19 protein-coding genes are annotated in these 22,648 nt (G+C 33.8%); 18 read left to right on the top strand and 1 reads right to left on the bottom strand.

Annotated elements, in window-relative coordinates; translation table 11 throughout:
* Positions 1-41 precede the first annotated feature (41 nt).
* The 18 genes from fabF (at position 42) to gapS4b (ending at position 22,034) form a co-directional block, all read left to right on the top strand.
* Positions 42-1,295: a beta-ketoacyl-ACP synthase II gene (gene fabF / locus PQ463_RS18580; protein WP_111378847.1), complete on the top strand. Its 1,254-nt coding sequence runs from the start codon at positions 42-44 to the stop codon at positions 1,293-1,295.
* Between the two features lie 9 nt (positions 1,296-1,304).
* Positions 1,305-2,045: a ribonuclease III gene (rnc, locus tag PQ463_RS18585; protein WP_111368513.1), complete on the top strand. Its 741-nt coding sequence runs from the start codon at positions 1,305-1,307 to the stop codon at positions 2,043-2,045.
* A gap of 125 nt (positions 2,046-2,170) precedes the next feature.
* The gene (locus PQ463_RS18590) at positions 2,171-2,659 is read left to right on the top strand and encodes an IPExxxVDY family protein (protein WP_095930692.1); all 489 of its coding nucleotides are present in this window, start codon (positions 2,171-2,173) and stop codon (positions 2,657-2,659) included.
* A 5-nt stretch (positions 2,660-2,664) separates the two neighbouring features.
* Positions 2,665-4,098 carry a pyruvate kinase gene (pyk, locus tag PQ463_RS18595; protein WP_160780614.1) on the top strand — a complete coding sequence of 478 codons (1,434 nt, stop codon included), beginning with the start codon at positions 2,665-2,667 and terminating at the stop codon, positions 4,096-4,098.
* Between the two features lie 602 nt (positions 4,099-4,700).
* On the top strand, positions 4,701-6,383 hold the full coding sequence (locus tag PQ463_RS18600) for an arylsulfatase (protein ID WP_274254953.1): 1,683 nt from the start codon (positions 4,701-4,703) through the stop codon (positions 6,381-6,383).
* Between the two features lie 61 nt (positions 6,384-6,444).
* Positions 6,445-7,458 (top strand): HAD family hydrolase, encoded by a 1,014-nt coding sequence (locus tag PQ463_RS18605; RefSeq protein WP_274254954.1) that lies wholly within the window; start codon positions 6,445-6,447, stop codon positions 7,456-7,458.
* Between the two features lie 69 nt (positions 7,459-7,527).
* A complete protein-coding gene (locus PQ463_RS18610; protein WP_274254955.1) occupies positions 7,528-8,331 on the top strand; it encodes a hypothetical protein in 804 nt (267 codons plus the stop codon).
* A 53-nt stretch (positions 8,332-8,384) separates the two neighbouring features.
* Positions 8,385-9,833: a DUF1254 domain-containing protein gene (locus PQ463_RS18615; RefSeq protein ID WP_274254956.1), complete on the top strand. Its 1,449-nt coding sequence runs from the start codon at positions 8,385-8,387 to the stop codon at positions 9,831-9,833.
* A 36-nt stretch (positions 9,834-9,869) separates the two neighbouring features.
* On the top strand, positions 9,870-11,339 hold the full coding sequence (locus PQ463_RS18620; RefSeq protein ID WP_274254957.1) for a DUF1254 domain-containing protein: 1,470 nt from the start codon (positions 9,870-9,872) through the stop codon (positions 11,337-11,339).
* A gap of 11 nt (positions 11,340-11,350) precedes the next feature.
* Positions 11,351-12,751, top strand: coding sequence for a DUF2252 domain-containing protein (locus tag PQ463_RS18625; RefSeq protein ID WP_274254958.1), 1,401 nt, complete (start codon positions 11,351-11,353; stop codon positions 12,749-12,751).
* Positions 12,752-13,052: 301 nt separating this feature from the next.
* Entirely contained in the window at positions 13,053-13,631 is a 579-nt protein-coding gene (locus tag PQ463_RS18630; protein ID WP_274254959.1) for a DUF4136 domain-containing protein, read from the top strand.
* Positions 13,632-13,759: 128 nt separating this feature from the next.
* The gene (locus tag PQ463_RS18635) at positions 13,760-14,935 is read left to right on the top strand and encodes a helix-turn-helix domain-containing protein (RefSeq protein WP_274254960.1); all 1,176 of its coding nucleotides are present in this window, start codon (positions 13,760-13,762) and stop codon (positions 14,933-14,935) included.
* A gap of 44 nt (positions 14,936-14,979) precedes the next feature.
* Positions 14,980-15,948: a SphA family protein gene (locus tag PQ463_RS18640; protein ID WP_274254961.1), complete on the top strand. Its 969-nt coding sequence runs from the start codon at positions 14,980-14,982 to the stop codon at positions 15,946-15,948.
* 56 nt (positions 15,949-16,004) lie between these two features.
* On the top strand, positions 16,005-17,165 hold the full coding sequence (locus PQ463_RS18645) for a BamA/TamA family outer membrane protein (protein ID WP_274254962.1): 1,161 nt from the start codon (positions 16,005-16,007) through the stop codon (positions 17,163-17,165).
* 221 nt (positions 17,166-17,386) lie between these two features.
* Complete coding sequence (locus PQ463_RS18650) at positions 17,387-18,583, top strand: C1 family peptidase (RefSeq protein ID WP_274254963.1); 1,197 nt, start codon at positions 17,387-17,389, stop codon at positions 18,581-18,583.
* 170 nt (positions 18,584-18,753) lie between these two features.
* Positions 18,754-19,581: a KilA-N domain-containing protein gene (locus tag PQ463_RS18655; RefSeq protein ID WP_274254964.1), complete on the top strand. Its 828-nt coding sequence runs from the start codon at positions 18,754-18,756 to the stop codon at positions 19,579-19,581.
* Between the two features lie 394 nt (positions 19,582-19,975).
* The gene (gene gapS4a / locus PQ463_RS18660; protein ID WP_274254965.1) at positions 19,976-20,908 is read left to right on the top strand and encodes a GapS4a family protein; all 933 of its coding nucleotides are present in this window, start codon (positions 19,976-19,978) and stop codon (positions 20,906-20,908) included.
* A gap of 1 nt (position 20,909) precedes the next feature.
* Entirely contained in the window at positions 20,910-22,034 is a 1,125-nt protein-coding gene (gene gapS4b / locus PQ463_RS18665; RefSeq protein WP_274254966.1) for a GapS4b family protein, read from the top strand.
* A gap of 77 nt (positions 22,035-22,111) precedes the next feature.
* Here the strand turns inward: gapS4b and PQ463_RS18670 are convergent, their stop codons facing one another.
* On the bottom strand, positions 22,112-22,510 hold the full coding sequence (locus PQ463_RS18670) for a helix-turn-helix domain-containing protein (protein WP_274254967.1): 399 nt from the start codon (positions 22,508-22,510) through the stop codon (positions 22,112-22,114).
* Positions 22,511-22,648 lie beyond the last annotated feature (138 nt).

Raw genomic sequence — 22,648 nt, forward strand, 5'->3', positions numbered from 1 at the left:
AAGCGTGGGTTTTATTTGTTTAAAGTACAAAATACATATTTATGGCATTAAGGCGAGTTGTTGTAACAGGATTAGGTGCACTTACTCCTATTGGGAATAATATCCAAGAATATTGGAATGCACTTGTGAATGGAGTTAGCGGAGCCGCTCCGATCACATATTATGATACCGAGAAACACAAAACGAAATTTGCCTGCGAAGTAAAAAACTTCAATATTGAAGATTACATGGATCGCAAGGAATCTCGTAGATTAGATAAATTTGCACAATACGCAATTGCTGCCAGTGACGAAGCTATTAAAGATGCTGGAATCACAAATGATAACGTTAACAAACAAAGAGTTGGTGTTATTTGGGGAGCAGGAATTGGAGGTTTAGAGACTTTCCAAGATGAAGTATTGTATTACGCAAAGGGTGACGGAACTCCAAAGTTCAATCCTTTCTTTATTCCTAAAATGATTGCCGATATTGCTCCTGCACATATTTCTATGCGTAACGGGTATATGGGACCAAATTATACTACGGTTTCTGCTTGTGCATCTTCTGCAAATGCATTAATCGATGCTTTCAACTACATCCGTTTAGGAATGTGTGATGTTATTGTTTCTGGTGGTTCTGAAGCTGCTGTTACAATTGCAGGTATGGGAGGATTTAGCTCAATGCACGCTTTATCTACAAGAAACGAAAGTCCAGAAACAGCTTCAAGACCTTTTGATGCAACCAGAGATGGTTTCGTTTTAGGAGAAGGAGCAGGAGCTTTGGTTCTTGAAGATTACGAACATGCTAAAGCCAGAGGAGCAAAAATTTATTGCGAAATTGGCGGTGGCGGTATGTCATCTGATGCTTACCACTTAACTGCGCCACATCCAGAAGGAATTGGAGTTATTGCGGTAATGGAAAACACATTGAGAGATGCTGGAATGAGCCCTGATCAAGTTGACCATATCAACACTCACGGAACTTCTACTCCATTAGGAGACGTTGCTGAATTAAAAGCAATTAGTAAAGTTTTTGGAGATCATGCTAAAAATATCAACATCAACTCTACAAAATCGATGACAGGACACTTATTGGGTGCAGCTGGAGCTATTGAAGCTATTGCTTCTATCTTGGCAATGCAACACGGAATTGTTCCTCCAACGATTAACCATACAGTTGTTGACGAAAACATTGACCCATCTTTAAACCTTACTCTAAACAAACCTCAAAAAAGAGAAGTAAATGTTGCTATGAGTAATACATTTGGTTTTGGTGGACACAATGCTTGCGTATTGTTTAAAAAATTAGCTGACTAATTTCTGTATATGAATATTATCAAAAAAATATTTTCTAAATCCCGTTCTCTAGAAGACGGGATTTTTTTTGACACTATTCAGAAAATTCTTGGTTTTCAGCCTTCTAGCATAGATTTTTACAGACGGGCGTTTACACATCGTTCGTCTAATAAATTAGATCAGAATGGGCATCCTATTAATTATGAACGTTTAGAATTTTTAGGAGATGCTATGTTAAGTGCCGTGATTGCTGCACATTTATTTAATAAAGCTCCAAATGGAGACGAAGGTTATTTAACTAAAATGCGTTCAAAAATTGTGAGTCGTGAACATTTGAACGAATTAGGTAAAGACTTAAATTTAGTGCAGTTTGTAGAGAGCAAAGTGCCAATTCAGCACTTTGGAGAAAACATTCATGGTAATATTTTTGAATCCCTTATAGGAGCTATTTATCTAGACAAAGGCTATACTTTTTGCGAGAAATTCATCCAAAAAAGAGTAGTTACGCCTTATGTAGATATTGCGCGATTAGAAGGAAAAGTTATAAGCTATAAAAGTCTTGTTATTGAATGGTGCCAGAAAGAAAAAAGAGTTTTTCATTATGACATTTTTGAAGATAACGGAATAGACGGTCAGCGTTTATTTGGTGTTAAATTGAGTATTGACGATAAAGTTGTTGCAAGAGCGCGAGCAACTTCAAAAAAGAAAGCAGAAGAAAAAGCATCGCAGAGAGCTTATTTTGCATTTCAAGAAAAAATTGACAAGAAATAGCTGCAAAAATGTTGTAACTCTCACAAGGCTACATCGTTTTCGTTTATAATTTAACAAAACAAGCATGTCATAACTGTTGATGCTCCGTTTAGAAATAGTATATTTACAACTTGATTTTTCAAGACATGGCTATTCATAAATTGGATTTAGACGAATTTGACGAAATTGATTATTATTTAATGGCAATTCATACTTCATTAGAAGATTATAGATTGGCCTATTTTATCAATAAAATCCTTCCGATCAACTTAAGTAAGAGCAAAAACGAGATCCATGCTCAAACTAAGGAAGGTGAAGCAAATTTTTCGAGATTCTATTATTATGATGAAGAAAAAGCTGTTTCCTGGAATTTAATTCAGAATAAAAATGAAATCATTTCTGTGAGTACAAATGATTTCCAGAATTTGTTTTCTAATGAAACAAGTGAGGTTTCGACAACAATTCATTTACTTCCTGAATTTAAAAAAGTCGATTTTTTCCTGAAAATTGATAATAGCGAAGAGGCGCTTAATTTTTCAGAAATTCAACAAAAATTAAACACAATAGAAAGTATTGCGGCTATTTATGCCGTTGATACAGACAAAATAAAATCAAAAAACAATCTAATTTTTTAAAAAAAATGCTAACAAACAAGAAAACCAAAATTGTTGCTACACTTGGCCCCGCATGTAGTACAAGAGAGATCATTAAAGATATGATCGATGCAGGTGTTAATGTGTTTAGAATCAATTTTTCGCATGCAGATTACGAAGGAGTAAAAGAAAAAATCAATATCATTAGAGGCTTAAACGAAGAGTTTGGTTACACGACAGCAATTTTAGGAGATTTGCAAGGACCAAAACTTAGAGTTGGTGTAATGGAAGAAGGTACTGTTGTAAACGATGGAGATGAAATTACTTTTACAACTGCTGAAGATATTATCGGAACATCAAAAAGAGTGTTCATGAAATATCAGAATTTCCCAAATGATGTTAATCCAGGAGAGCGTATCTTGCTTGATGATGGTAAACTTATTTTCGAAATTGTTTCTACAGACAAAAAAACAGAAGTTGTTGCTAGAGTTATTCAAGGAGGAGAATTAAAATCTAAAAAAGGAGTTAATCTTCCAAATACAAAAATCTCTTTACCAGCTTTAACAGAAAAAGATATTGCAGATGCTATTTTTGCAATCGAGCAAAAAGTAGACTGGATCGCACTTTCATTTGTAAAAACTCCTCGCGATTTGCAGGATTTACAAGAATTAATTGCAAAACACTCAGAGGTTAAAATTCCAATCGTTGCTAAAATCGAAATGCCAGAAGCTCTTGAGAACATGGATAAAATTGTAGCATATTGCGATGGTTTAATGGTTGCTCGTGGAGATCTAGGTGTTGAGCTTCCTGCTCACGAAGTTCCATTGGTACAAAAAGATTTAATTAGAAGAGCTAAAACGGCTAGAATTCCGGTTATCGTTGCTACACAAATGATGGAGACAATGATTACAAGTTTAACTCCAACAAGAGCAGAGGTAAACGACGTTGCAAACTCTGTAATGGACGGTGCAGATGCTGTAATGTTGTCTGGAGAAACTGCTACAGGAAACTACCCAGTGCAAGTAATTCAGAGAATGGCACAAATTTGCGAAGCTGTAGAAAACTCTCCGCTTATTCAAGTTCCTCAAAATACACCGCAAATTAAAACAAAACGTTTTGTTACTAAAACAGTTTGTCACCAAGCAGCTTTATTAGCAAATGAAATTGAAGCTAAAGCAATTTGTACTTTGACAAATAGTGGTTATACAGCTTTCCAAATTTCAGCTTGGAGACCATCAACAGCACATATTTTAGTATTTACTTCAAACAGAAGAATCTTGACTCAATTAAATTTATTATGGGGAGTTAAATCTTTCTACTATGATAATGAAGAGAGTACAGATGATACTGTAACAGATGTAAATCAAATTGCAGTTGACAAAGGTTATGCACAAAAAGGAGATTATTTAATCAACCTTGCTGCAATGCCAATTAAAGATAAAGGAATGGTTAACACGATGAGAGTTTCTGAAATCGAATAATCACTTCAAATAAATTTTAGAAAGCCACTTAATTTTTTAAGTGGCTTTTTTGTTTTAAAAAACCAATATCAATTCATATTCTGGATTCGATATTTTGTCTTTTCTAGGACTTATTTTAATTTAACTCTCTGATGATTTGACAAAAAAAGCATTGATCAAAAAGATTTTTTGGTTTCATTTGACTAAAATTTTGAAAATTGTCTAGTCAAAAAAATCCTTTTGATCATCATTTACTTCCTTTTTATTCTTCTTTAAGAAAAAACATAACTACTTAACTTTCTGATGTTTTGATATGTTTCATTTTATAAAATGAAACATTTTGGTGCAAATTCTCCAATTTTCTTGTTTCATATTATAATATGAAACAAGTTCATGCCTTATAAATTCAATAGTTCGCTCTTTTACTAGTTAAATTTGAGATACTTAAGAAAAAGTTAAAAATATTCTGTTTCAGATTTTAAAACAAAATGAATTTGAAACATGTAGGAAAAAATACAATCTGTCTTTTTAATATATTTTATAAAAAATAAGAATTATCTTATTTTTGTTTATAGTTTTACACCACATACAGACATAGAATTATTAACGAATTTTTTATTATCATGAAACAAATCAAATTTAAGTGCCGATTTGCAGATACTTTAAAGGTATTAGCATTGCTGTTTTTTTCTGGAGTTTCTGTTACAGCACAGAATAAAAAGCCAAATATTCTAGTGCTTTGGGGTGATGATATTGGGACTACCAATATTAGCGCCTATAGTGATGGAGTTATGGGATATACAACCCCTAACATTGACCGTTTAGCCAATGAAGGACTAAGATTTTTACATTATTATGGAGAACAAAGCTGTACTGCTGGACGTGCAGCATTTTTAACAGGACAGCATGGTCTTCGTACGGGATTAACAAAAGTTGGTTTTCCTGGAGCACCAATGGGAATGAGTCAGTTAGATCCATCAGTGGGAGGAATAATGAAAAGCTTAGGATATGTGACAGGACAATTTGGTAAAAACCACGTTGGAGATAGAAATGAAAGTTTGCCAACAGTTAATGGTTTTGATGAATTTTTCGGAAATCTGTATCACTTAAATGCAGAAGAAGAACCAGAATTGCCAGATTATCCAAAAGATCCAGAGTATTTGAAAAAATTTGGACCACGAGGAGTTTTAAAATGTACGGCAACAAATGTTGATGATGCAACAACTGATCCTCGTTTTGGTAGAGTAGGAAAACAAAAAATTGAAGATACAGGAGCACTTACTAAAAAAAGAATGGAAACTGTTGATGATGAGACTTCTGCTGCAGCAATTGATTTTATCAAGAGACAAAGTGCATCTGGAAAACCATTTTTCTGCTGGTTCAACGCTACTCGTATGCACTTGCGTACACATGTTAGAAAAGAACATAGAGGAAGATATACTCATGGAGACAGCGAATATATTGATGGTATGATCGAACACGATGAAACTATCGGAAGCATCTTAAAAGCATTAGACGATTTAGGAATTGCAGATAATACAATTGTTGTTTATTCGACAGATAATGGTCCTCATATGAATACATGGCCAGATGCAGCAATGACACCATATCGTTCAGAAAAAAACACGAACTGGGAAGGAGCTTTCCGTGTACCATGTATCGTTCGTTGGCCAGGTCATATTAAACCAGGTACTGTAACGACAGAGTTAATGAGCCACAATGACTGGATTCCGACTTTTGCTTCAATTGCAGGAGAACCAGATATCGTAAATAAACTTCTAAAAGGTTATTCTGCAAATGGAAAAACGTACAAAGTGCATTTGGACGGTTTTGATCAAAGTAAATTTTTAGAAGGCAAAACTCCAAAAAGCGCCAGAGATAAATTCTTTTATACAGATGACGATGGTTTACTAGTTGGTTTAAGAGAGGGAGATTATAAATACGTTTTTGCAGAGCAGCGTCTTGAAGGTACAATGGGAGTTTGGGCTGAACCATTTACTAAACTGCGTTTGCAAAAGATATTCAATTTATATCAAGATCCTTATGAAAGAGCCGATATTACGTCTAATTCATTTTGGGAATGGCAGTTGAATCACGTGCAGATGATGTACGGAGCAATACAAGATGTGGTTGTTTTTGCAGAAACATTCAAAGATTATCCTCCAAGATCAATCCCACCAAGTTTCTCTGCTTATACTATTATGGAGGAAGCGATGAAAGATATCAAAGCTAAACAGTATATAGAGAAAAATGTAATGCCTAAAATAAAAGAAGAAGAAGAGGCAGCTTCAAAAAAGAAAAAATAAATCATAACAAAAGAGATTTAGGTTGAAAAATCTGGGTCTCTTTTACTAACATAAAAACATCATGAAAAAAAGTATCTATATATTGTCTCTGGTGGCTTTGTTTTTCTTTTCCTGTAAAAAATCGGATACAGTAACTTCTCCAACAGAAAATAAACAAACAGAAACTGCAGCAAATAACGGCGATCCATTGCCAAGCTGGAATGACGGAGCTTTAAAAAAAGACATTATTGCTTATGTTGAAAAAGTAACAAAAGAAGGAAGTCCTGATTTTATTCCGGTAGAAGACAGAATTGCGACTTTTGATAATGATGGAACATTATGGGCAGAAAAACCATATGTACAAGAACTTTTTGCTTTTTATAGAGTAAAAAAAATGGTAGAAGCCAAACCAGAATTGGCACAAAAACAGCCTTTTAAAGCAGTTATAGAAAAAGATAAAACCTTCTTTGAAAAAGGAGGCGATAAAGCACTTATAGAATTGGTTGCAGCTACTCATACCGGAATGACGGAAGATGAATTTGAGGCTTCAGTGAATGACTTTTTTAAAAGTGCACAATATCCAGGTAAAAATGTTCCGGTAAAACAAATACGTTATCAGCCGCAATTAGAACTGCTGAATTATCTCCGTGCCAACGGATTTAAAACATATATCGTTACTGGGGGAACAATAGAAGTGGTGAGAGCAATATCTCAAGATTTTTACGGAATTCCAAAAGACCAAGTGGTAGGTACTTCTTTCAAATACAAATATGATGCAGCTAAAAATGCAGTGCAACGAGAAGCCGCTTTAGATCATTTTAATGATAAAGAAGGGAAACCTGTTGGTATTCAATTGCACATTGGACAGCGACCTGTTTTTGCCTGCGGTAACGAAGGTGGTGCAGGAGATATTGCGATGCTGAAATATTCTCAAGGGAATAAATATCCATCTTTTCAATTGCTTGTAAATCATAATGATTCTATAAGAGAATATAAATATCAGGAAAAGGACAACGCATCATTAAATGCTGCAGCGCAAAACAAATGGCATGTTGTGGATATGCAGAAAGACTGGAAAAAAGTTTTTGCAGATTAAATGAAAAGAATTGTTTGCAGTATAAAAGTTAAAGAGTCGAAGTTTTTTTAGTAAATAAATTTAAGCCGTATGAAAAATTCTTTTTTAGCAATAGCATTGATGCTTGTAACTTTTACAATTTCGGCTCAGGAAGAACCTGCAAAACCAGGAAACAGTGCACAAGAACTTGCTGATAAAATGGCTAATCCTGTGGCAAGCTTAATTAGTGTGCCGCTGCAAAATAATCTTACTTATGGAATTGGCCCTTATAACGGAATAAAATATCAGATCAATATTCAGCCCGTTGTTCCTTTTAAGTTGAGTGAAAATTTAAACTTAATTACTCGTTACATTCTTCCAGTTGTAGATCAGCAGGATGTTACGGGAGAAAATACACATGAGTTTGGTTTGAGCGATGCAACGGTGACGGCATTTTTTGCTCCTAAAACTAAAGGACTCATCTTAGGAGTTGGACCTGCTTTTTTAGTGCCAACTGCGACAGAGAAATTTTTAGGAACAGAAAAATTCGGAATTGGACCAAGCGTTTTGGTCATGCATCAAGGAAAAGGACTTTCTATTGGTTTTCTGGCCAATCAAATTTGGTCTGTCGCAGGAAATGCCGATAGAGCAGATTTTAATCAGTTTTACACACAATTATTTCTAACACACAGTTACAAAAGCGGAGCAAGTTTGGGAATCACTTCAGAAATTACTCAAAACTGGCAAGGAAATACTACACTTATAACCGTTAGTCCAAATGTTGGGGCAATTACAAAATTAGGAGGACAAACCATGCAATTTGCCGTTATGCCTTTAATTCCGGTTGTTGGACATCAATCTATAAAACCAGACTGGGGATTAAGAGCGGTGGTGGCATTTATATTCCCGCAATAATTTTCCATGAGAATTTAGAGAATATCATTTTAATTTTTTTAATACTAGATAAAATGAAGACTAAAATAATTTCACTTTTTATTATTGCGTTATTTATTTCTTGCAATAAAACTTCGACAGAAAAAACAGAATCGACTTCTGCAGAATCTGTTTCAAGTACTTTCAAACCAGCTAATCTGAATGAACAAATAATTTATAATCGGGCAGTTGAAGCTGTTGTTTGGGGAATGCCAGCAGTCAATTTTGAACTGCTCAATGAAAGTTTAACTGCTGCAAAAGGTAATTTTAATGAGATCATTTATTGGTCAGGATTAATAAATTCAAAGAATCAAACATTAACACCAAATCCTGATGTTGTTTATATAAATCCTTTATATGATACTAGAAAAGGACCTGTTGTGTTAGAAATTCCAGCTGCTGAAGGCGCGTCTTCTTTAACGGGAAGCCTCGATGATGGCTGGCAAACTGCAATTGAAGATATTGGTCCGGCGGGTGTCGATAAAGGAAAAGGTGGAAAATATTTAATTCTGCCACCAGATTATAAAGATAAAATACCAGCAGGATATATTCCGATGCCATCATCAACTTATACGGGTTTTGCAATTCTTAGATCCAATCTTACTGACGGAAGTCCAGCCGATCTAAAAAGGGCAATTGATTATGGAAAACGTATTAAAATTTATCCATATTCTCAAGCGTCAAATCCACCGGCTACAAAATTTACCGATTTGCTTGAAGTCGATTTTAGCAATACAATTCCATATAATTTTCATTTTTTCGAACTCTTAAATCAGTTTGTACAGCGTGAACCGTGGCTGACTCGAGATTTAGTTATGGTTGATTTTTTAAAATCAATTGGTATAGAAAAAGGAAAAACTTTTCAGGCAGATGCCCGAACAAAAGAGATTCTGGAAATAGCCGTAAAAGATGCCGGAAAATGGATTGACAGTAAATATGAAGCAATTTTTACTCCTCCTTTTTATGACGGTACAAACTGGGCATTACCAGCTTCTCAAGATGTTGTAAAAGCAATAATGTCCAATTATACAGCTCCAAATATTTATCCGGTAAGTGAACGAGCAATAAGCTACTCAATCGCTTATTTCAGTGCTAAACATTTAGGTACAGGACAGTTTTATTTAATGACAATTAAAGACGATAAAGGTCAGGAGTTTGATGGTTCAAAATTGTATCAATTGCATCTTCCAGCAAATGTTCCTGTAAAATTATATTGGTCTGTAACGGCTTACGATCGTGAAACGCATGCTTTAATAAAAAACATGAAATATTTTAGCCGTGCTTCAACTACTCCAGGAATTCAGAAAAATAGCGATGGTTCTGTCGATATTTATTTTGGAGCAAAAGCACCTACAGGAAAAGAATCAAACTGGGTTCCAACAGATCCAAAAGGAAAATTTGAATTATTGGCTCGTTTTTATGGCCCAGAAAAAGGATTTTTTGAGAAAACCTGGAAAATGGGTGATTTAACAGAAGTGAAATAATTATGATCTGAATTTCTAATTAAATAATCGGTTATTATGAAAAGTAAATGCCTTATAATTTTAGCAACGATTTCACTTGTTTTAAATATTGGATGCAAAAAAGAAACATCAGAAACTTCATCAGCAGAAGTTGCTTCATCTGGAACTGAAATAAAAATGGATGGTGAGCTGCCATCTAAAGAATCTATTCCTAAACTGTTTGACGAAATGGATTTGCAGCAGGCAACACAATGTTATTTGTGGGCATTGCCAATTGTAACTTTCGCTGAGTGGCAAAATGTGCATTACAATCAATTTAAGGCGTCTAGTAATGATCTTGTTTTTTATAACACATACAATGATCGTATAGGGATTCTTACTGCCAACGCAACAACACCTTATATAATGTCTTTTATCGATTTGGCAACAAATGGCCCAACAGTTCTTGAAATGCCTGCTGGGCATACTGCTGGAGGGCTTGGAGATTTCTGGCAACGTGAGCAGGCAGTAATTGGCGAAATGGGGCCAGACAAAGGCAAAGGTGGCAAATATTTGCTAGTACCTCCAACAATGAAAGATCTAAAACCAGCGGGATATTTTATCGTTCCGTGCAATACAATGAATATGTTTTTTGGAATTCGTTCGTTAGATCCAGATCCAAAATCAACAGAAGACATTGTAAAAAAGGTAAAAATTTATCCGTATTCGAAACGTGACAATCCAACTCAAACTAAAATAGTAAGCCCGCCAGCAGGAAAAAAATGGCTGGGTAATCAACCAATTGGAATTGCTTATTGGGAGCGTCTTCATGCTATTTTGCAAGTTGAGCCTGTTGAAGATCGTGATCGATTTTTTATGGCTTGGCTTAAAAATTTGGGCATAGAAAAAGGAAAACCTTTTACGCCAGATGAGCGTCAGAAAAAAATTCTAATTGATGCGGCCACTAAAGGACAACAAATGGCAATGGCAAATTCATTTAGTAAACGTTTTGCAGATGTAAAACACTGGCCAGATAAAAAATGGGATTATGTTATGATTATTAAAAACCCATCACAGCGTGATGAGAATTATGACGAGTTTTTTGAGCGTGCCTCTTATTTTTACGAAGCAACAGGATATTCTAAGGCAATGATTACGAAAACGCCAAATGTAGGACAAGCTTATTTGGGGGCTTATTATGATAATCAAGGAAATTGGTTAGATGGAGGAAAAAATTATACCTTAAATATACCAGCAAATCCACCAGCAGTCAATTTTTGGTCTGTTACGGTTTATGATTCGGCAACACGTTGTTTGATTGATAATCCGAAACAAAGTGGTGATTTGTCTTCTCGAAAAGATTTGATAAAAAACAGTGACGGTTCTGTCGATTTGTATTTTGGCCCAAAAGCTCCAGCGGGAAAAGAGAAAAACTGGGTGCAAACTTTACCAGGAAAACATTGGTTTACTTACATGCGTTTCTATGGCCCAACAAAAGCTTATTTTGATAAAAGCTGGAAAATGGATGACATTAAAGAGGTAAAATAATTATCATCGATATGAGTCAAGATTCAAAACATATAGCCGAAACCCCATTTAATCCGATAGCGTCAAAGGCAGAGCGTTATGAAAAAGGAGCTTCGATTAGAAAGAAAATACCTTTGGAGAAACACAAGGAATGGAATTCTTTCAAAAACCGAAAAGATCCTGTAGATATTTTAATTCAAACTAGCGAAGGAAGAGTTGAAAGTCTACTGCCAATTCGATACAGAAGAATGATGGAATCTCCTTTTGCATTTTACAGAGGTGCCGCTGCTATCATGGCTGCCGATTTGGCTCATACTCCTGTATCTGGAATAAATCTCCAACTTTGCGGCGATTGCCACTTGATGAATTTTGGTGGATTTGCAACTCCAGAACGAAAATTGGTTTTTGATATTAATGATTTTGATGAAACTTTTCCTGGACCGTGGGAATGGGATGTAAAACGATTGGCGGCAAGTTTTGTGATTGCCGGAAGATGGCGAAAATTTTCCCATAAAAGCTGTAAAGAATTTGCTTGGAATGTGGCAGATAGCTATAAAAGGCATATGTTGGATTACAGTAAATTATCGGCACTTCAAATCTGGTACGCCGATATTGATTTGGCAGAGCTGATTGAATTAGGACGAGATAAAGAATTTAAAGAATTTGACCAGAAAAGAATTAAAAAGGCATCAGAGTACACCGCTCACGAAAAAGAGTTTGCAAAGATGACTTATTTTGATGGTGCCAGAGCCCGTATAAAAGATGATCCGCCATTGATATTTCACCCAAGCGGAGAGCTTGAAAAGCAAGTGGCTAAAGAGGGCGAAATTATCCATAATAGATATCTAGAATCGCTTTCAGAAGAAAAGCAGATTTTGTTAAGCCGATACATGCTTCATGATATTGTTATCAAAGTAGTGGGTGTTGGCAGTGTTGGAACATTGTGTGGCATTAGTCTGCTAATGTCGGCAACTGGAGAACCTATTTTTTTACAGTTTAAAGAAGCCCGAAAAAGTGTATTAGAAGGGAATGTAAAAATAAAAGGAAAATACAGCCATCAAGGCGAGCGCATTGTAATGGGACAAAAGCTAATGCAGTCTGCATCGGATATGTTTTTGGGATGGACAGACGACAGTAAAAATAGATTTTTTTACATCCGTCAGCTGAGAGATGCCAAAGTAAAACCCGTTCTAGAAGTGATGAAACCTAAAAATATGGCAGAATATGCCAAAGCTTGCGGATGGGCACTTGCAAGAGCCCATGCACGTTCGGGAGATCCTTCTATAATTTCAGGTTATATTGGAGATACAAATGAGTTTGCTGATGCCATTTCAGAATTTTCGGTTTTATACTCCGATCAAAACGAGTCGGATTATAATAAAATGCTGGAAGCGATAAAGCATGGAAAACTACCGATTGCTGCCGAAATCTGATTCTTTATTGTCAAAAGAAATAGAACAGATATGTAGCCATACAAAGTAAATTAAACTTTAAAAAATCTTAAAATATTGAATAAAATATGCCAGAAAACAACAAAGTAAGATTTTATTTATTTAATACTGTTAATTAAATAAAATGATTTATCTTTGAGAGTGATCTAAGTAATTGTTTAGTAATGATTTGTGCTATATAAGTCATTATTGATATCTTTTTCGCCCCCACGTTCAAGATTTTTACGTTTTTAATACATTCGAGTTAAACTGATTTAATTATTAATTTAATAAATACCACAACATGAATATTAAAAGAACAAGTCTTCGTATAATCCCAATCTTATTTTTGGGTTTGTTTTACAGCTGCTCTCCAACTGTAAAAGTTACAACTGATTATGATCATTCAGCTAACTTCAGCGAATACAAAACTTTTGCGGTTTATGACTTAAAAGCGCAACAGGGCCAGGTAAATCAGTTAAATGTTGATCGTGTTGCAAAAGCAATTCGAAACGAAATGCTGGCAAAAGGATTTACAGAATCTAGCAATCCAGATTTAAAAGTTAATGCCGTTTCTATCCTAAAAAACAAAACATCGGTTAGTGCTAATACAGACTTTTACGGTTATGGCGGAATGTATCGTCCATACGGATATTGGGGAGGCGGTGCTATGATGGGCGGTGCCAATACAACATTTAATACCTACGATTATGTTGATGGTTCCTTGGTTATAGATATTGTATCTACAAAAACAGACAAGCTGGTTTGGCAAGGAATTGGAAATGCCGAAATTGACAGTCGACCAGATAATCCAGAACAATTTATCAACGATGCAATCAAAAAAATATTAACTGGTTTTCCTCCAGGAGCAGTTAAGAAATAATTACAATAAAGCATTTGTACTTGCCACACTTTGGCAAGTACAATATTTATTTTTCATGCGTACGCCCCCATCGTATTCTATTTTTAAGATTTTAAGAGAATTAACGTTACTAAATTAAGCTTAAAAAAATGATCGATATTTTACTTTCCCTATTCTTTTTTATAGCCACTATTGCGGGGCTAGCCACTGCGATTATGGTTTTATTTTCCAAAAAAAATTACTCAAAAAGTTTCTTTTTGGGAATGTTTCTGCTGAGTCTGGCGGTAGTAAGTATCTACAATTTTTATCTTTCGGCCAATTTATTTAAAAATTTCCCAGATCTTCTTACTATTACAAAAGCGTTTATATTTTTAACCGCTCCATGTTCATTTTTGTATGTTAGAAATATTTTATCATTAAATAAAAGTTTCAGAAAATACGACTGGCTTCATTTTGTGCCTTTTGCTATTTATTTCTTTTTAACGCTAGTTGTTTATATTGGGAGTTATACCAATTTAAAAGCTGTCAATTACATTGCAGAATTAATCAAAAATCCATTTTCTGTTTTAACATTGACGATTTGGCTTTTCTATGTCTTTTTTCAAACCATGTTGATTTTAAACTATGATCTGAAAAAATTTAAAGGAAACCAATTTCATCATATTAAAGTAATTAACTGGATTAGAGTGTATAATCTCATGATTCTGTTTTTATTTTCGGCACTTTTTGTTCATCACTTTTTATTAAGAAACGTAGATGCAGGAGATCTTTCCTGTTACGTGCTAATTTCTTCGGTATTATTTTTTACTGTTGGATGGCTTTACTTCAGGCCGCAAATTTTCCTTGATGAAGAAGAAACATTTGATTTTGTTGTTGACAATACAATAGTGGTAAAAACAAAAGAAACAAAAAATACGCTTCCAATAGCGAACGAACTGACTCTTGAAAAGAGAGAAGAATATCTTTTAAAACTAGATTATGTTTTAAACTCCAAAAATCTGTTTTTAAAGAAAGATTTTGTAATCAGAGATTTGTCTGATGAAACAGGAATATCTGTACACCATTTATCCAATTTGATTAATTCTGAATTCGGACTTCATTTTCAAGATTACGTCAATCTTAAAAGGATTGAATATTTTAAAGAAAAAATAAACGATCCAGAATGGAAAGATTTATCTCTAGAAGGCATGGCTTGGGGATCTGGTTTTAAATCCCGAACAACTTGTTTCAGGGCATTTATAAAACATACTGGAAAATCTCCTTCAGAATACTTTAAAACCATCAGAATAAATCCGGATCGTACAGGATCCTATTACTTCAAGTAAAATTATTAATAGCTATTGCATAGTTTTAATTTAAAATATCTGCCATGAAATTAGAGATTGATAATTCGGGAAGAAAAGTACAGTCAGTTTTTGCAGTAATGATGTTATTGATTTCTTTTTATTGTAATGCACAATTAAAAGGAGGACATATTCTTGGTGCAATGGGGCTTCAATCGGGTACTCAGGCTCCAGAAAAGACGCTGAGCGTTTATATTCCAGGTTACATTTATGCAGCATCTTCATTAAGAGATGCTGACGGAGATAAAGTAGGAGATCCTAATCTTACCATGTTTATAACAGGAGTAGGAGCCAATTATGTAAGCGATTTTAAAATTTTAGGAGCCAATTACGGAGCTACAATTTTGCTAGCTGGAGCTTCCAATACAATTCAGGGAAGTTACGTCGATTCTAAAAGTGATTTTGCTTTTACAGATATGTACATACAGCCCGTTCAGCTAGGCTGGCACAATAAAAGAGCCGACTTTGTCTTCAGTTATCAAATGTATCTGCCAACAGGAAAATATGAAGTTGGCGGAAGCAATAATAGCGGTTTAGGAATGTTCATGAATGAGTTTTCGGCAGGGACAACTTTGTACTTTAATGATAAAAAAACATTCCATTTTTCTGCTTTGGCCGCCTATGAAATCAATGGAAAAAAGAAAGATACCGATATTAAAACAGGAGATATTTTGAGCATTGAAGGAGGTTTAGGAAAAACCTTTTATTGTATGAATGCCGAGAAAACTGCACCAAAAGGCATATTCAATGCGGGTCTGATTTATTACCTGCAATACAAAGTATCAGATGATAAAATTCCGGTAGGGAATGCATTCACACTTGAACCCGATAAAGATAGAGTTGGCGGACTAGGAGCTGAGGTAAATTACTTGCATCTCAGCAGTATGACCTCGGCAGGTTTTAGATGGATTGGCGAAGTAAGCGCGGTAAATAGATTTCAAGGAAATACTTTCTTTATTACGCTGGCGCACGTTTTCAGTTTTAAGAAAAAATAATTGCTGAAGATTTTTTTAATGAAGTGAAAATTTAAATCTAAAACGATAGACATTCTATGGAAAACAAAAAAACAATACATAAAAAAGTCCTGTTTTTGCTTTGGATACTATTATCGTTTAATGTTTTGCATGCACAAAAACATCATACCGTTTTAAAAGATTCCTTAGACGGTGCTTTCGATTTAAGTGATTTTCTTATTTATGCCAACGGATTTATAGTTGTTCCTACCATTATTACAGAACCCGCCGTAGGAGGATTTGGAGGTGCAGTTGCTCCAATTTTTCTAAAAAAACACGCGCCTGTAATTGATGAAAATGGTAAAAAAAGATTTATAAATCCAGATATTACTGGTGGAATCGGAATGTATACAGCCAATAAAAGCTGGCTGGCAGGAGCTTTTCGTTCTGCAACACTTATAAAACCTAAAATACTCTACCGTGGTTTTGCAGCTTATGGCGACATGAATTTATCATTTTATGCCAATAATTTGCCCAACCAAAAAGATCAGGAGTTTAAGCTCAATTTTAAATCGACTATTTTTTATACACAATGGCTCAAACAGTTTAATAATGCAAAATGGAGCGCAGGGCCGCAGTATTTATTTTTAAATTCAAAAATAAACCTGCCAGATTTAGATCTTCTGCCGCCATTTGTAAATCCGAAAGATATTAAAAGCACCATAAGTCAGCTTGGAGCCGCGCTTCAGTTTGACGGACGTGACAACATATTTACGCCAGACAAAGGAATAAGGATTCAAACCGATTTCTTTTGGTCAGATAAAGCATTGGGGAGCGATTATCAGGCATGGCGTATTAATTTATCGGCAATTGGATATTATCCGTTGGCGAAAACTCTAATTGGCGGACTAAGGATTGAAGGAGAGCAGGCGTTGGGGAGTCCGCCTTTTTATTTACAACCGGGAATTAATATGCGAGGAATTCCTGCTGCCCGATATATGGGAAAAACGAGTATTGTATCTGAACTCGAATTTAGATGGGATTTGTACCGAAGATGGAGCCTCATGGGATTTGGAGGTCTCGCAAGCGCCTTTGACGATTGGGATCAGGCCTTTGCAAAACCAGTTGTTTACAGCTACGGAACAGGTTTTAGATACCTCATTGCCAGAAAGTTTAAACTCCGTATGGGAGTCGATGTGGCCAAAGGACCAGAAGAATGGGCTTACTATATCGTTTTTGGAAGTAACTGGATGCGATAGCCAAAAAAGCAAAAAACTTGTAAGAAGTTAATTTATAAATAATAAACTAAAAAAGCCTTAATAATGTAGTATTGAGGCTTTTTTGTGTTAAATACCTTAATAATTCTAGCCGTTAAGAAAATATTAACAACTAAACATTACACAAATTGTATAATATTTAATTGTTTTGTAACAAATTGGAAACATTTGAGACTAATTTTATAAAATCTTAAACATAACTTATGAATACATTTTCATTCAAATCAGTGTTTGCTGCTTCAATATTTTTGGCTGGAACTGCAGGCTGTTTTGCGCAAGACATCTTAGTAAATTCACTTAAACTAAATGCTAGCGACAAAAGTAAAGAGAACTTCAAATTTACAGAAGTAATCAACCTAGGAACAACATCAGTAAAATCTCAAGGATCATCTGGAACTTGCTGGAGCTACTCAACAAACTCATTCTTAGAATCAGAAATGATTCGTTTAGGAAAACAGCCTGTTGAGCTTTCTCAAATTTATTCTGCAAGAAACGTGTATGTAGAAAAAGGTATTAACTATGTTCGTATGCACGGAGCAATTACGCTTGGTGACGGAGGTGCTCTTCACGATGTAATTAATATGTACAAAAAATACGGAACTGTGCCAAGAGAAGTTTACACAGGATTAAACTACGGAACAGACAAAAACAAATTTGCTGAAATGGGCGCTCTTATCGAAGGTGTTCTTGCAGCAGTTGTGAAAAACCCGAACGGAGAATTGACTCCAAACTGGCAAAAAGCATATTCAGCTGTTATTGATTCTTATTTAGGAAAAGTGCCAGATAACTTTACTTACAAAGGAAAAAACTATACGCCACAATCTTTTGCTAAAGAAGTAGTAGGAATTAACCCAGACGAGTATGTAGAAATGTCATCTTTTACAAACGCGCCTTACTACCAAAAAACAACTATGATGGTGCCAGACAACTGGTCATTGGATCAAGTTTACAACGTAAAATTGAACGATATGACAGACGTTATCGACAACGCGCTTAAAAAAGGATATACTGTAGCTTGGGCAACAGATGTTAGCGAGAAAAGCTTTAGCTGGAAAAATGGTGTAGCTTATGTAGCATCTAAAAAATTCGACGACATGACAGCTGAAGAAAAAGCAGACATGTTTAACGGACCAAAAGCTGAACCAGAAATTACTCCAGAAATGCGTCAGGCAGCGTTTGATAACTACACTACAACAGACGACCACGGAATGCACATTATTGGTCTTGCAAAAGATCAAACTGGAAAAGAATACTATATCGTAAAAAATTCTTGGGGAGAAACAAACGACTACAAAGGTTTCTTGTTTGTAACTAAGAACTTCGTAAAATATAAAACTACTGCATTACTAGTAAACAAAGGAGGAATTCCTGCTGAAATTGCTAAGAAATTAGGGGTTTAATTACCTTAGAGTTTTAAGAGAATAGAAAAGCGCTGCAATGAAAATTGTGGCGCTTTTTGTTTTAAATTTTAGTTATAATATATTATTTTGATTTTTTTAATTGAATCATTTTTTTGCATAAAAATGTATATTTGGCTTTTAAATTAATTAATACTTTTCTTTCAAATAGTATGTCAAAAAATAAAAAGATAAATGTAAAAGGTGTCGATATTGCTTTATATGAAGACAATAAAGAGGATTTTATATCTCTAACGGATATTGCGAGACATCGCGATGATGAACGAAGTGATTATATTTTGCAAAACTGGATGAGAAACAGAAGCACAATTGAATTTGTTGGCTTATGGGAGAAATTTAATAATCCTGATTTTAATTCCATCGAATTCGATGGAATTAAAAATATGGCGGGTTCTAATAGCTTTTCGTTAACTCCGAAACGTTGGATTGAATCTACTAATGCTATTGGAATTATTTCGAAAACAGGTAGATATGGAGGAACGTTTGCTCATAAAGATATCGCTTTTGAATTTGCCACGTGGTTGAGTGCAGAGTTTAAGTTTTATTTAATAAAAGAATTTCAGCGTCTAAAGGAAGAAGAAAATAGTACTAAAAAATTAGAGTGGAATTTGCAAAGAACCATTTCTAAAATTAATTACAAAATACATACAGATGCAATAAAGGAAAATCTAATACCCATAAGCTTAACAGCTTATCAGAGAAACTTTATTTACGCAGATGAAGCAGATATATTGAATGTTGCTTTGTTTGGAAAAACAGCAAAACAATGGCGTATTGAAAATCCTAATGAAAAAGGGAATATTAGAGATATAGCATCTATTGAACAGCTAGTTGTGTTATCTAATCTTGAAAGTATAAATGCTATGCTGATACAACAAGATATAGAACAGAATGAAAGATTGCTAAAGTTGAATGAAATTGCAATTAGCCAAATGAAATCGTTAATAAATACAACTGAATTGAAGAATATTTCATCCTAAAATAATAAAAACAAACAACTACAAAGGTTTCTTGTTTGTAACTTAAAACTTTGTAAAATATAAAACTACTGCATTACTAGTAAACAAGGGAGGAATTCCTGCTGAAATTGCTAAGAAATTAGGGGTTTAATTATCCTGAGAGTTTTATAGAAATAGAAAAGCGCCGTAATCTTTGGATTGCGGCGTTTTTTTTAATTTATGGGTATGATTAAAATGGAAAAAGCAAATTTTTTTCTTGACATTCTTTGTTAATAATCAATAATAAATTTTATAAAGTTAAAACTTTAATTATATAATATTTTTCCTAGATTGCGGAATTAAGAACACGGTTTTTTGTTATGTGTTAAGATATTTACAACAAAGGTTAAAGGGTTATTAATCAATTTTAAAGAGTATGGGAGAATGGTCTAAAAGTGTTGGTGAAGAAGGGGAAAAGATAGTGGAATATTTATTTGAGAATATTTTAGGTTATAAAACATTAAGGAAAAAAAATAGTATTTCATGCAATAATGGAGAAAAACATAAAATGGGAGATGGTCCAAAAACAAGTCATGGAATTGATGGTTTGATTACAGTACATTCTCCTTTGCAAGACAAGGTCTTAGATGTCGGAATTATTTCTGTTAAGTTTACTGCTAATGAATATCCTAAAGCGCCTAAAGGAGACTTTAAAAAACATTTTAAAGATTTGGTTTATACGCTAGAATGTTATGAAAATTCTAAGCTCAATTCTGAGATTAACAGAAGTTTTTCGAATGTTACTAAAACAGATATTACAGGGATTTTAGTTTGGGCTTCAAATGAAAGTGATTTAGATTTTGATGTGATTTCTAAAGTGTCAAATATGACTGTAAGTTCAGATTATCATTTTAATAGAATAATTGTTTTAGATAATGCTAGAATAACATTTTTTGTAAATTTAATTGAAAATGTAAAAAATAAATTCAAGCAAGGGATAGTGTCTTTTGTATATCATAATTCAGGATTGAATGCATTAAGTCTAGAATCAAAGAGTTATGGTGAATTTTTACCAATTCAATATTTATTTTCAGATATTATTCCTTTAAGAGTTGAGATCGATAATAAGGTAACCTTCATCATTGGTGTTCGGGACAATTTTAAGTATGAAGACTTATTAAGAATTTTTTCTTTTGTTAAAAGTTTTGATCATTTAGATTCGTCAAGCAATGTGATTATTACATTTCCTGATTACAATGAAACTAAAAATTCATCAGACGTAGAAAAGGCTCTTTCGTTTTTTGGAAACGACAGTTTTAAATCAAATCTAACAGTTACAAAGCACACACTAGACTTTAAAAATCGATAGTATGAAAGATAAGATATTACCATATGGAGATAGGTTAAGACAGTTACTTGTTAAGTCAAACATAACAAGTTCAAATTTGAATTTGTTTTTAAGGGATAAGGGGGTTTTTTTAGGAGGGAATGAAAAAGATAATTCAGTTCCGTTACTTATTAAAACACTTATAACGCCAAATGAATTTGTTGAACTATATGAAACTCAAAAAAAGAAAGAAGATAATGTAAAGATAAATTCTGCTGTTTTAAAATGTAGCAAGGATTTTAGTTTGCCAAATATTATTAGAGAGGGTTTTGATCTCAATGAATTGGTTGAAAATTCAAGCGATTATAAACAAAATTTCACAATTAAAGGAAGTCCAAGATTTTATTTTGAAGATGAGGTTGGGGTTTTGGATTATGAAATTGAAAGAGTCAATTTATTAGATGATTGGACAAATAATCTTACTACTCATAAAGGAACGGTGTATGTTAGTAAACGTGAAGACGGGGCTATTGAGTTAAAAGTTGAGCAGAATTCTACATCCAAAGAAACTAAATTTATCAATGATCTAATTAATAAAGAAATTAAAAAAGCATTTGTAAAAGAAGATATAATCTCTTCTAAATCGGATTATATTAGGATAAGGTTTAATGATTTTTCAAATCCTGATAGAATCCAATTTCTGTATTCTTTTACCACAAAAATGTGTGTTTATTTGGATTTTGTTTCTGTTTCAGATATTGATATTTATTTAGACGAAGAGGAAAAAACTCCAGAAGATTTAAAGAAGTTTTTAGATGAATTAGAATCGCTAAAATTAAATGGAAAAAAACTGCAAAACCATCCTTTAGTTACAGATAATAAATACCATAAAAAAGTAATTTTCGCATCTTTATCTTTAAAGTATAAATTTAACATTGATGGTGTTAAGGGTGAATGTGTAATAAAAATTTATTTTCCAGAATATATATCAAAAAAAGATGAAACATCAGAAGTTCAATATGTAATTAACTTTACAATTAATAAGGATTGTAAAGGCATTGCATCGGAAAACGAATTAAGAAAGAAAGTCATAAGTTATATAGATTCCCATAAATTAAGATCTTATAATTTATTCAAGAAAAAAGAAACTGTAATAGAGTCTGCTTAGTTTTTTAAATTAAACAGAGCATAAAAAGAGGCGCAATCAATGCGCCTCTCTCTATTATATATTTTCAAAACCAGAAATTATCTTCCCTTCATCAACCTCTCCAAATACTCCACCTTATCCTTTTCAGCCTGAACCAAACGCTCATAAAGTTCTACAATTTTATCAATCGGGTTGAAAGTGCATTCTAAAGCATTTGCATTAACAATACTATCGGTGATATCGTTGTCATATACATTGTTGAAATAATTAACGACACCTTCATCTGAAAAACTTTTTATTGATTCAGCAGAAACTCCTAAAGCTGTTGCAATGACATTTAGTTTCTCGTCGTCTATCGTTTCGCTTCCTTCAATATTAGAAATCGTCTGTTGGCTCATGCCAATAGCAATGGCAAGTGCTTCTTGTTTCATTCCTCTAAGCTCACGAATGCGGCTTATGTTTCTCCCGATATGTTTTGGTTTTGTTGCTGTGCTCATACATCAAAGATATTAAAAATCCTTAAAATTAGAATATTGGTAAAAGACTATCTTTTTTGGTGAATTACCAAATCTAATGTTTTGTTTGGATGTTTTAGATTATTTATTTCACTGATGTAAAAATACAATTTTTCGTAC

This window comes from Flavobacterium sp. KACC 22763 (assembly GCF_028736155.1).
In the GTDB taxonomy this organism is placed as follows: domain Bacteria; phylum Bacteroidota; class Bacteroidia; order Flavobacteriales; family Flavobacteriaceae; genus Flavobacterium.

Bases quoted from the DNA above. Each gene is read 5' to 3' on its own strand.
- PQ463_RS18640 (WP_274254961.1), top strand. From the start codon at position 14,980: ATGAAATTAGAGATTGATAATTCGGGAAGAAAAGTACAGTCAGTTTTT.
- PQ463_RS18630 (WP_274254959.1), top strand. From the start codon at position 13,053: ATGAATATTAAAAGAACAAGTCTTCGTATAATCCCAATCTTATTTTTG.
- PQ463_RS18650 (WP_274254963.1), top strand. From the start codon at position 17,387: ATGAATACATTTTCATTCAAATCAGTGTTTGCTGCTTCAATATTTTTG.
- pyk (WP_160780614.1), top strand. From the start codon at position 2,665: ATGCTAACAAACAAGAAAACCAAAATTGTTGCTACACTTGGCCCCGCA.
- PQ463_RS18670 (WP_274254967.1), bottom strand. From the start codon at position 22,510: ATGAGCACAGCAACAAAACCAAAACATATCGGGAGAAACATAAGCCGC.
- PQ463_RS18655 (WP_274254964.1), top strand. From the start codon at position 18,754: ATGTCAAAAAATAAAAAGATAAATGTAAAAGGTGTCGATATTGCTTTA.
- PQ463_RS18620 (WP_274254957.1), top strand. From the start codon at position 9,870: ATGAAAAGTAAATGCCTTATAATTTTAGCAACGATTTCACTTGTTTTA.
- gapS4b (WP_274254966.1), top strand. From the start codon at position 20,910: ATGAAAGATAAGATATTACCATATGGAGATAGGTTAAGACAGTTACTT.
- PQ463_RS18645 (WP_274254962.1), top strand. From the start codon at position 16,005: ATGGAAAACAAAAAAACAATACATAAAAAAGTCCTGTTTTTGCTTTGG.
- fabF (WP_111378847.1), top strand. From the start codon at position 42: ATGGCATTAAGGCGAGTTGTTGTAACAGGATTAGGTGCACTTACTCCT.
- PQ463_RS18590 (WP_095930692.1), top strand. From the start codon at position 2,171: ATGGCTATTCATAAATTGGATTTAGACGAATTTGACGAAATTGATTAT.
- PQ463_RS18625 (WP_274254958.1), top strand. From the start codon at position 11,351: ATGAGTCAAGATTCAAAACATATAGCCGAAACCCCATTTAATCCGATA.
- gapS4a (WP_274254965.1), top strand. From the start codon at position 19,976: ATGGGAGAATGGTCTAAAAGTGTTGGTGAAGAAGGGGAAAAGATAGTG.
- PQ463_RS18600 (WP_274254953.1), top strand. From the start codon at position 4,701: ATGAAACAAATCAAATTTAAGTGCCGATTTGCAGATACTTTAAAGGTA.
- rnc (WP_111368513.1), top strand. From the start codon at position 1,305: ATGAATATTATCAAAAAAATATTTTCTAAATCCCGTTCTCTAGAAGAC.
- PQ463_RS18610 (WP_274254955.1), top strand. From the start codon at position 7,528: ATGAAAAATTCTTTTTTAGCAATAGCATTGATGCTTGTAACTTTTACA.
- PQ463_RS18615 (WP_274254956.1), top strand. From the start codon at position 8,385: ATGAAGACTAAAATAATTTCACTTTTTATTATTGCGTTATTTATTTCT.
- PQ463_RS18605 (WP_274254954.1), top strand. From the start codon at position 6,445: ATGAAAAAAAGTATCTATATATTGTCTCTGGTGGCTTTGTTTTTCTTT.
- PQ463_RS18635 (WP_274254960.1), top strand. From the start codon at position 13,760: ATGATCGATATTTTACTTTCCCTATTCTTTTTTATAGCCACTATTGCG.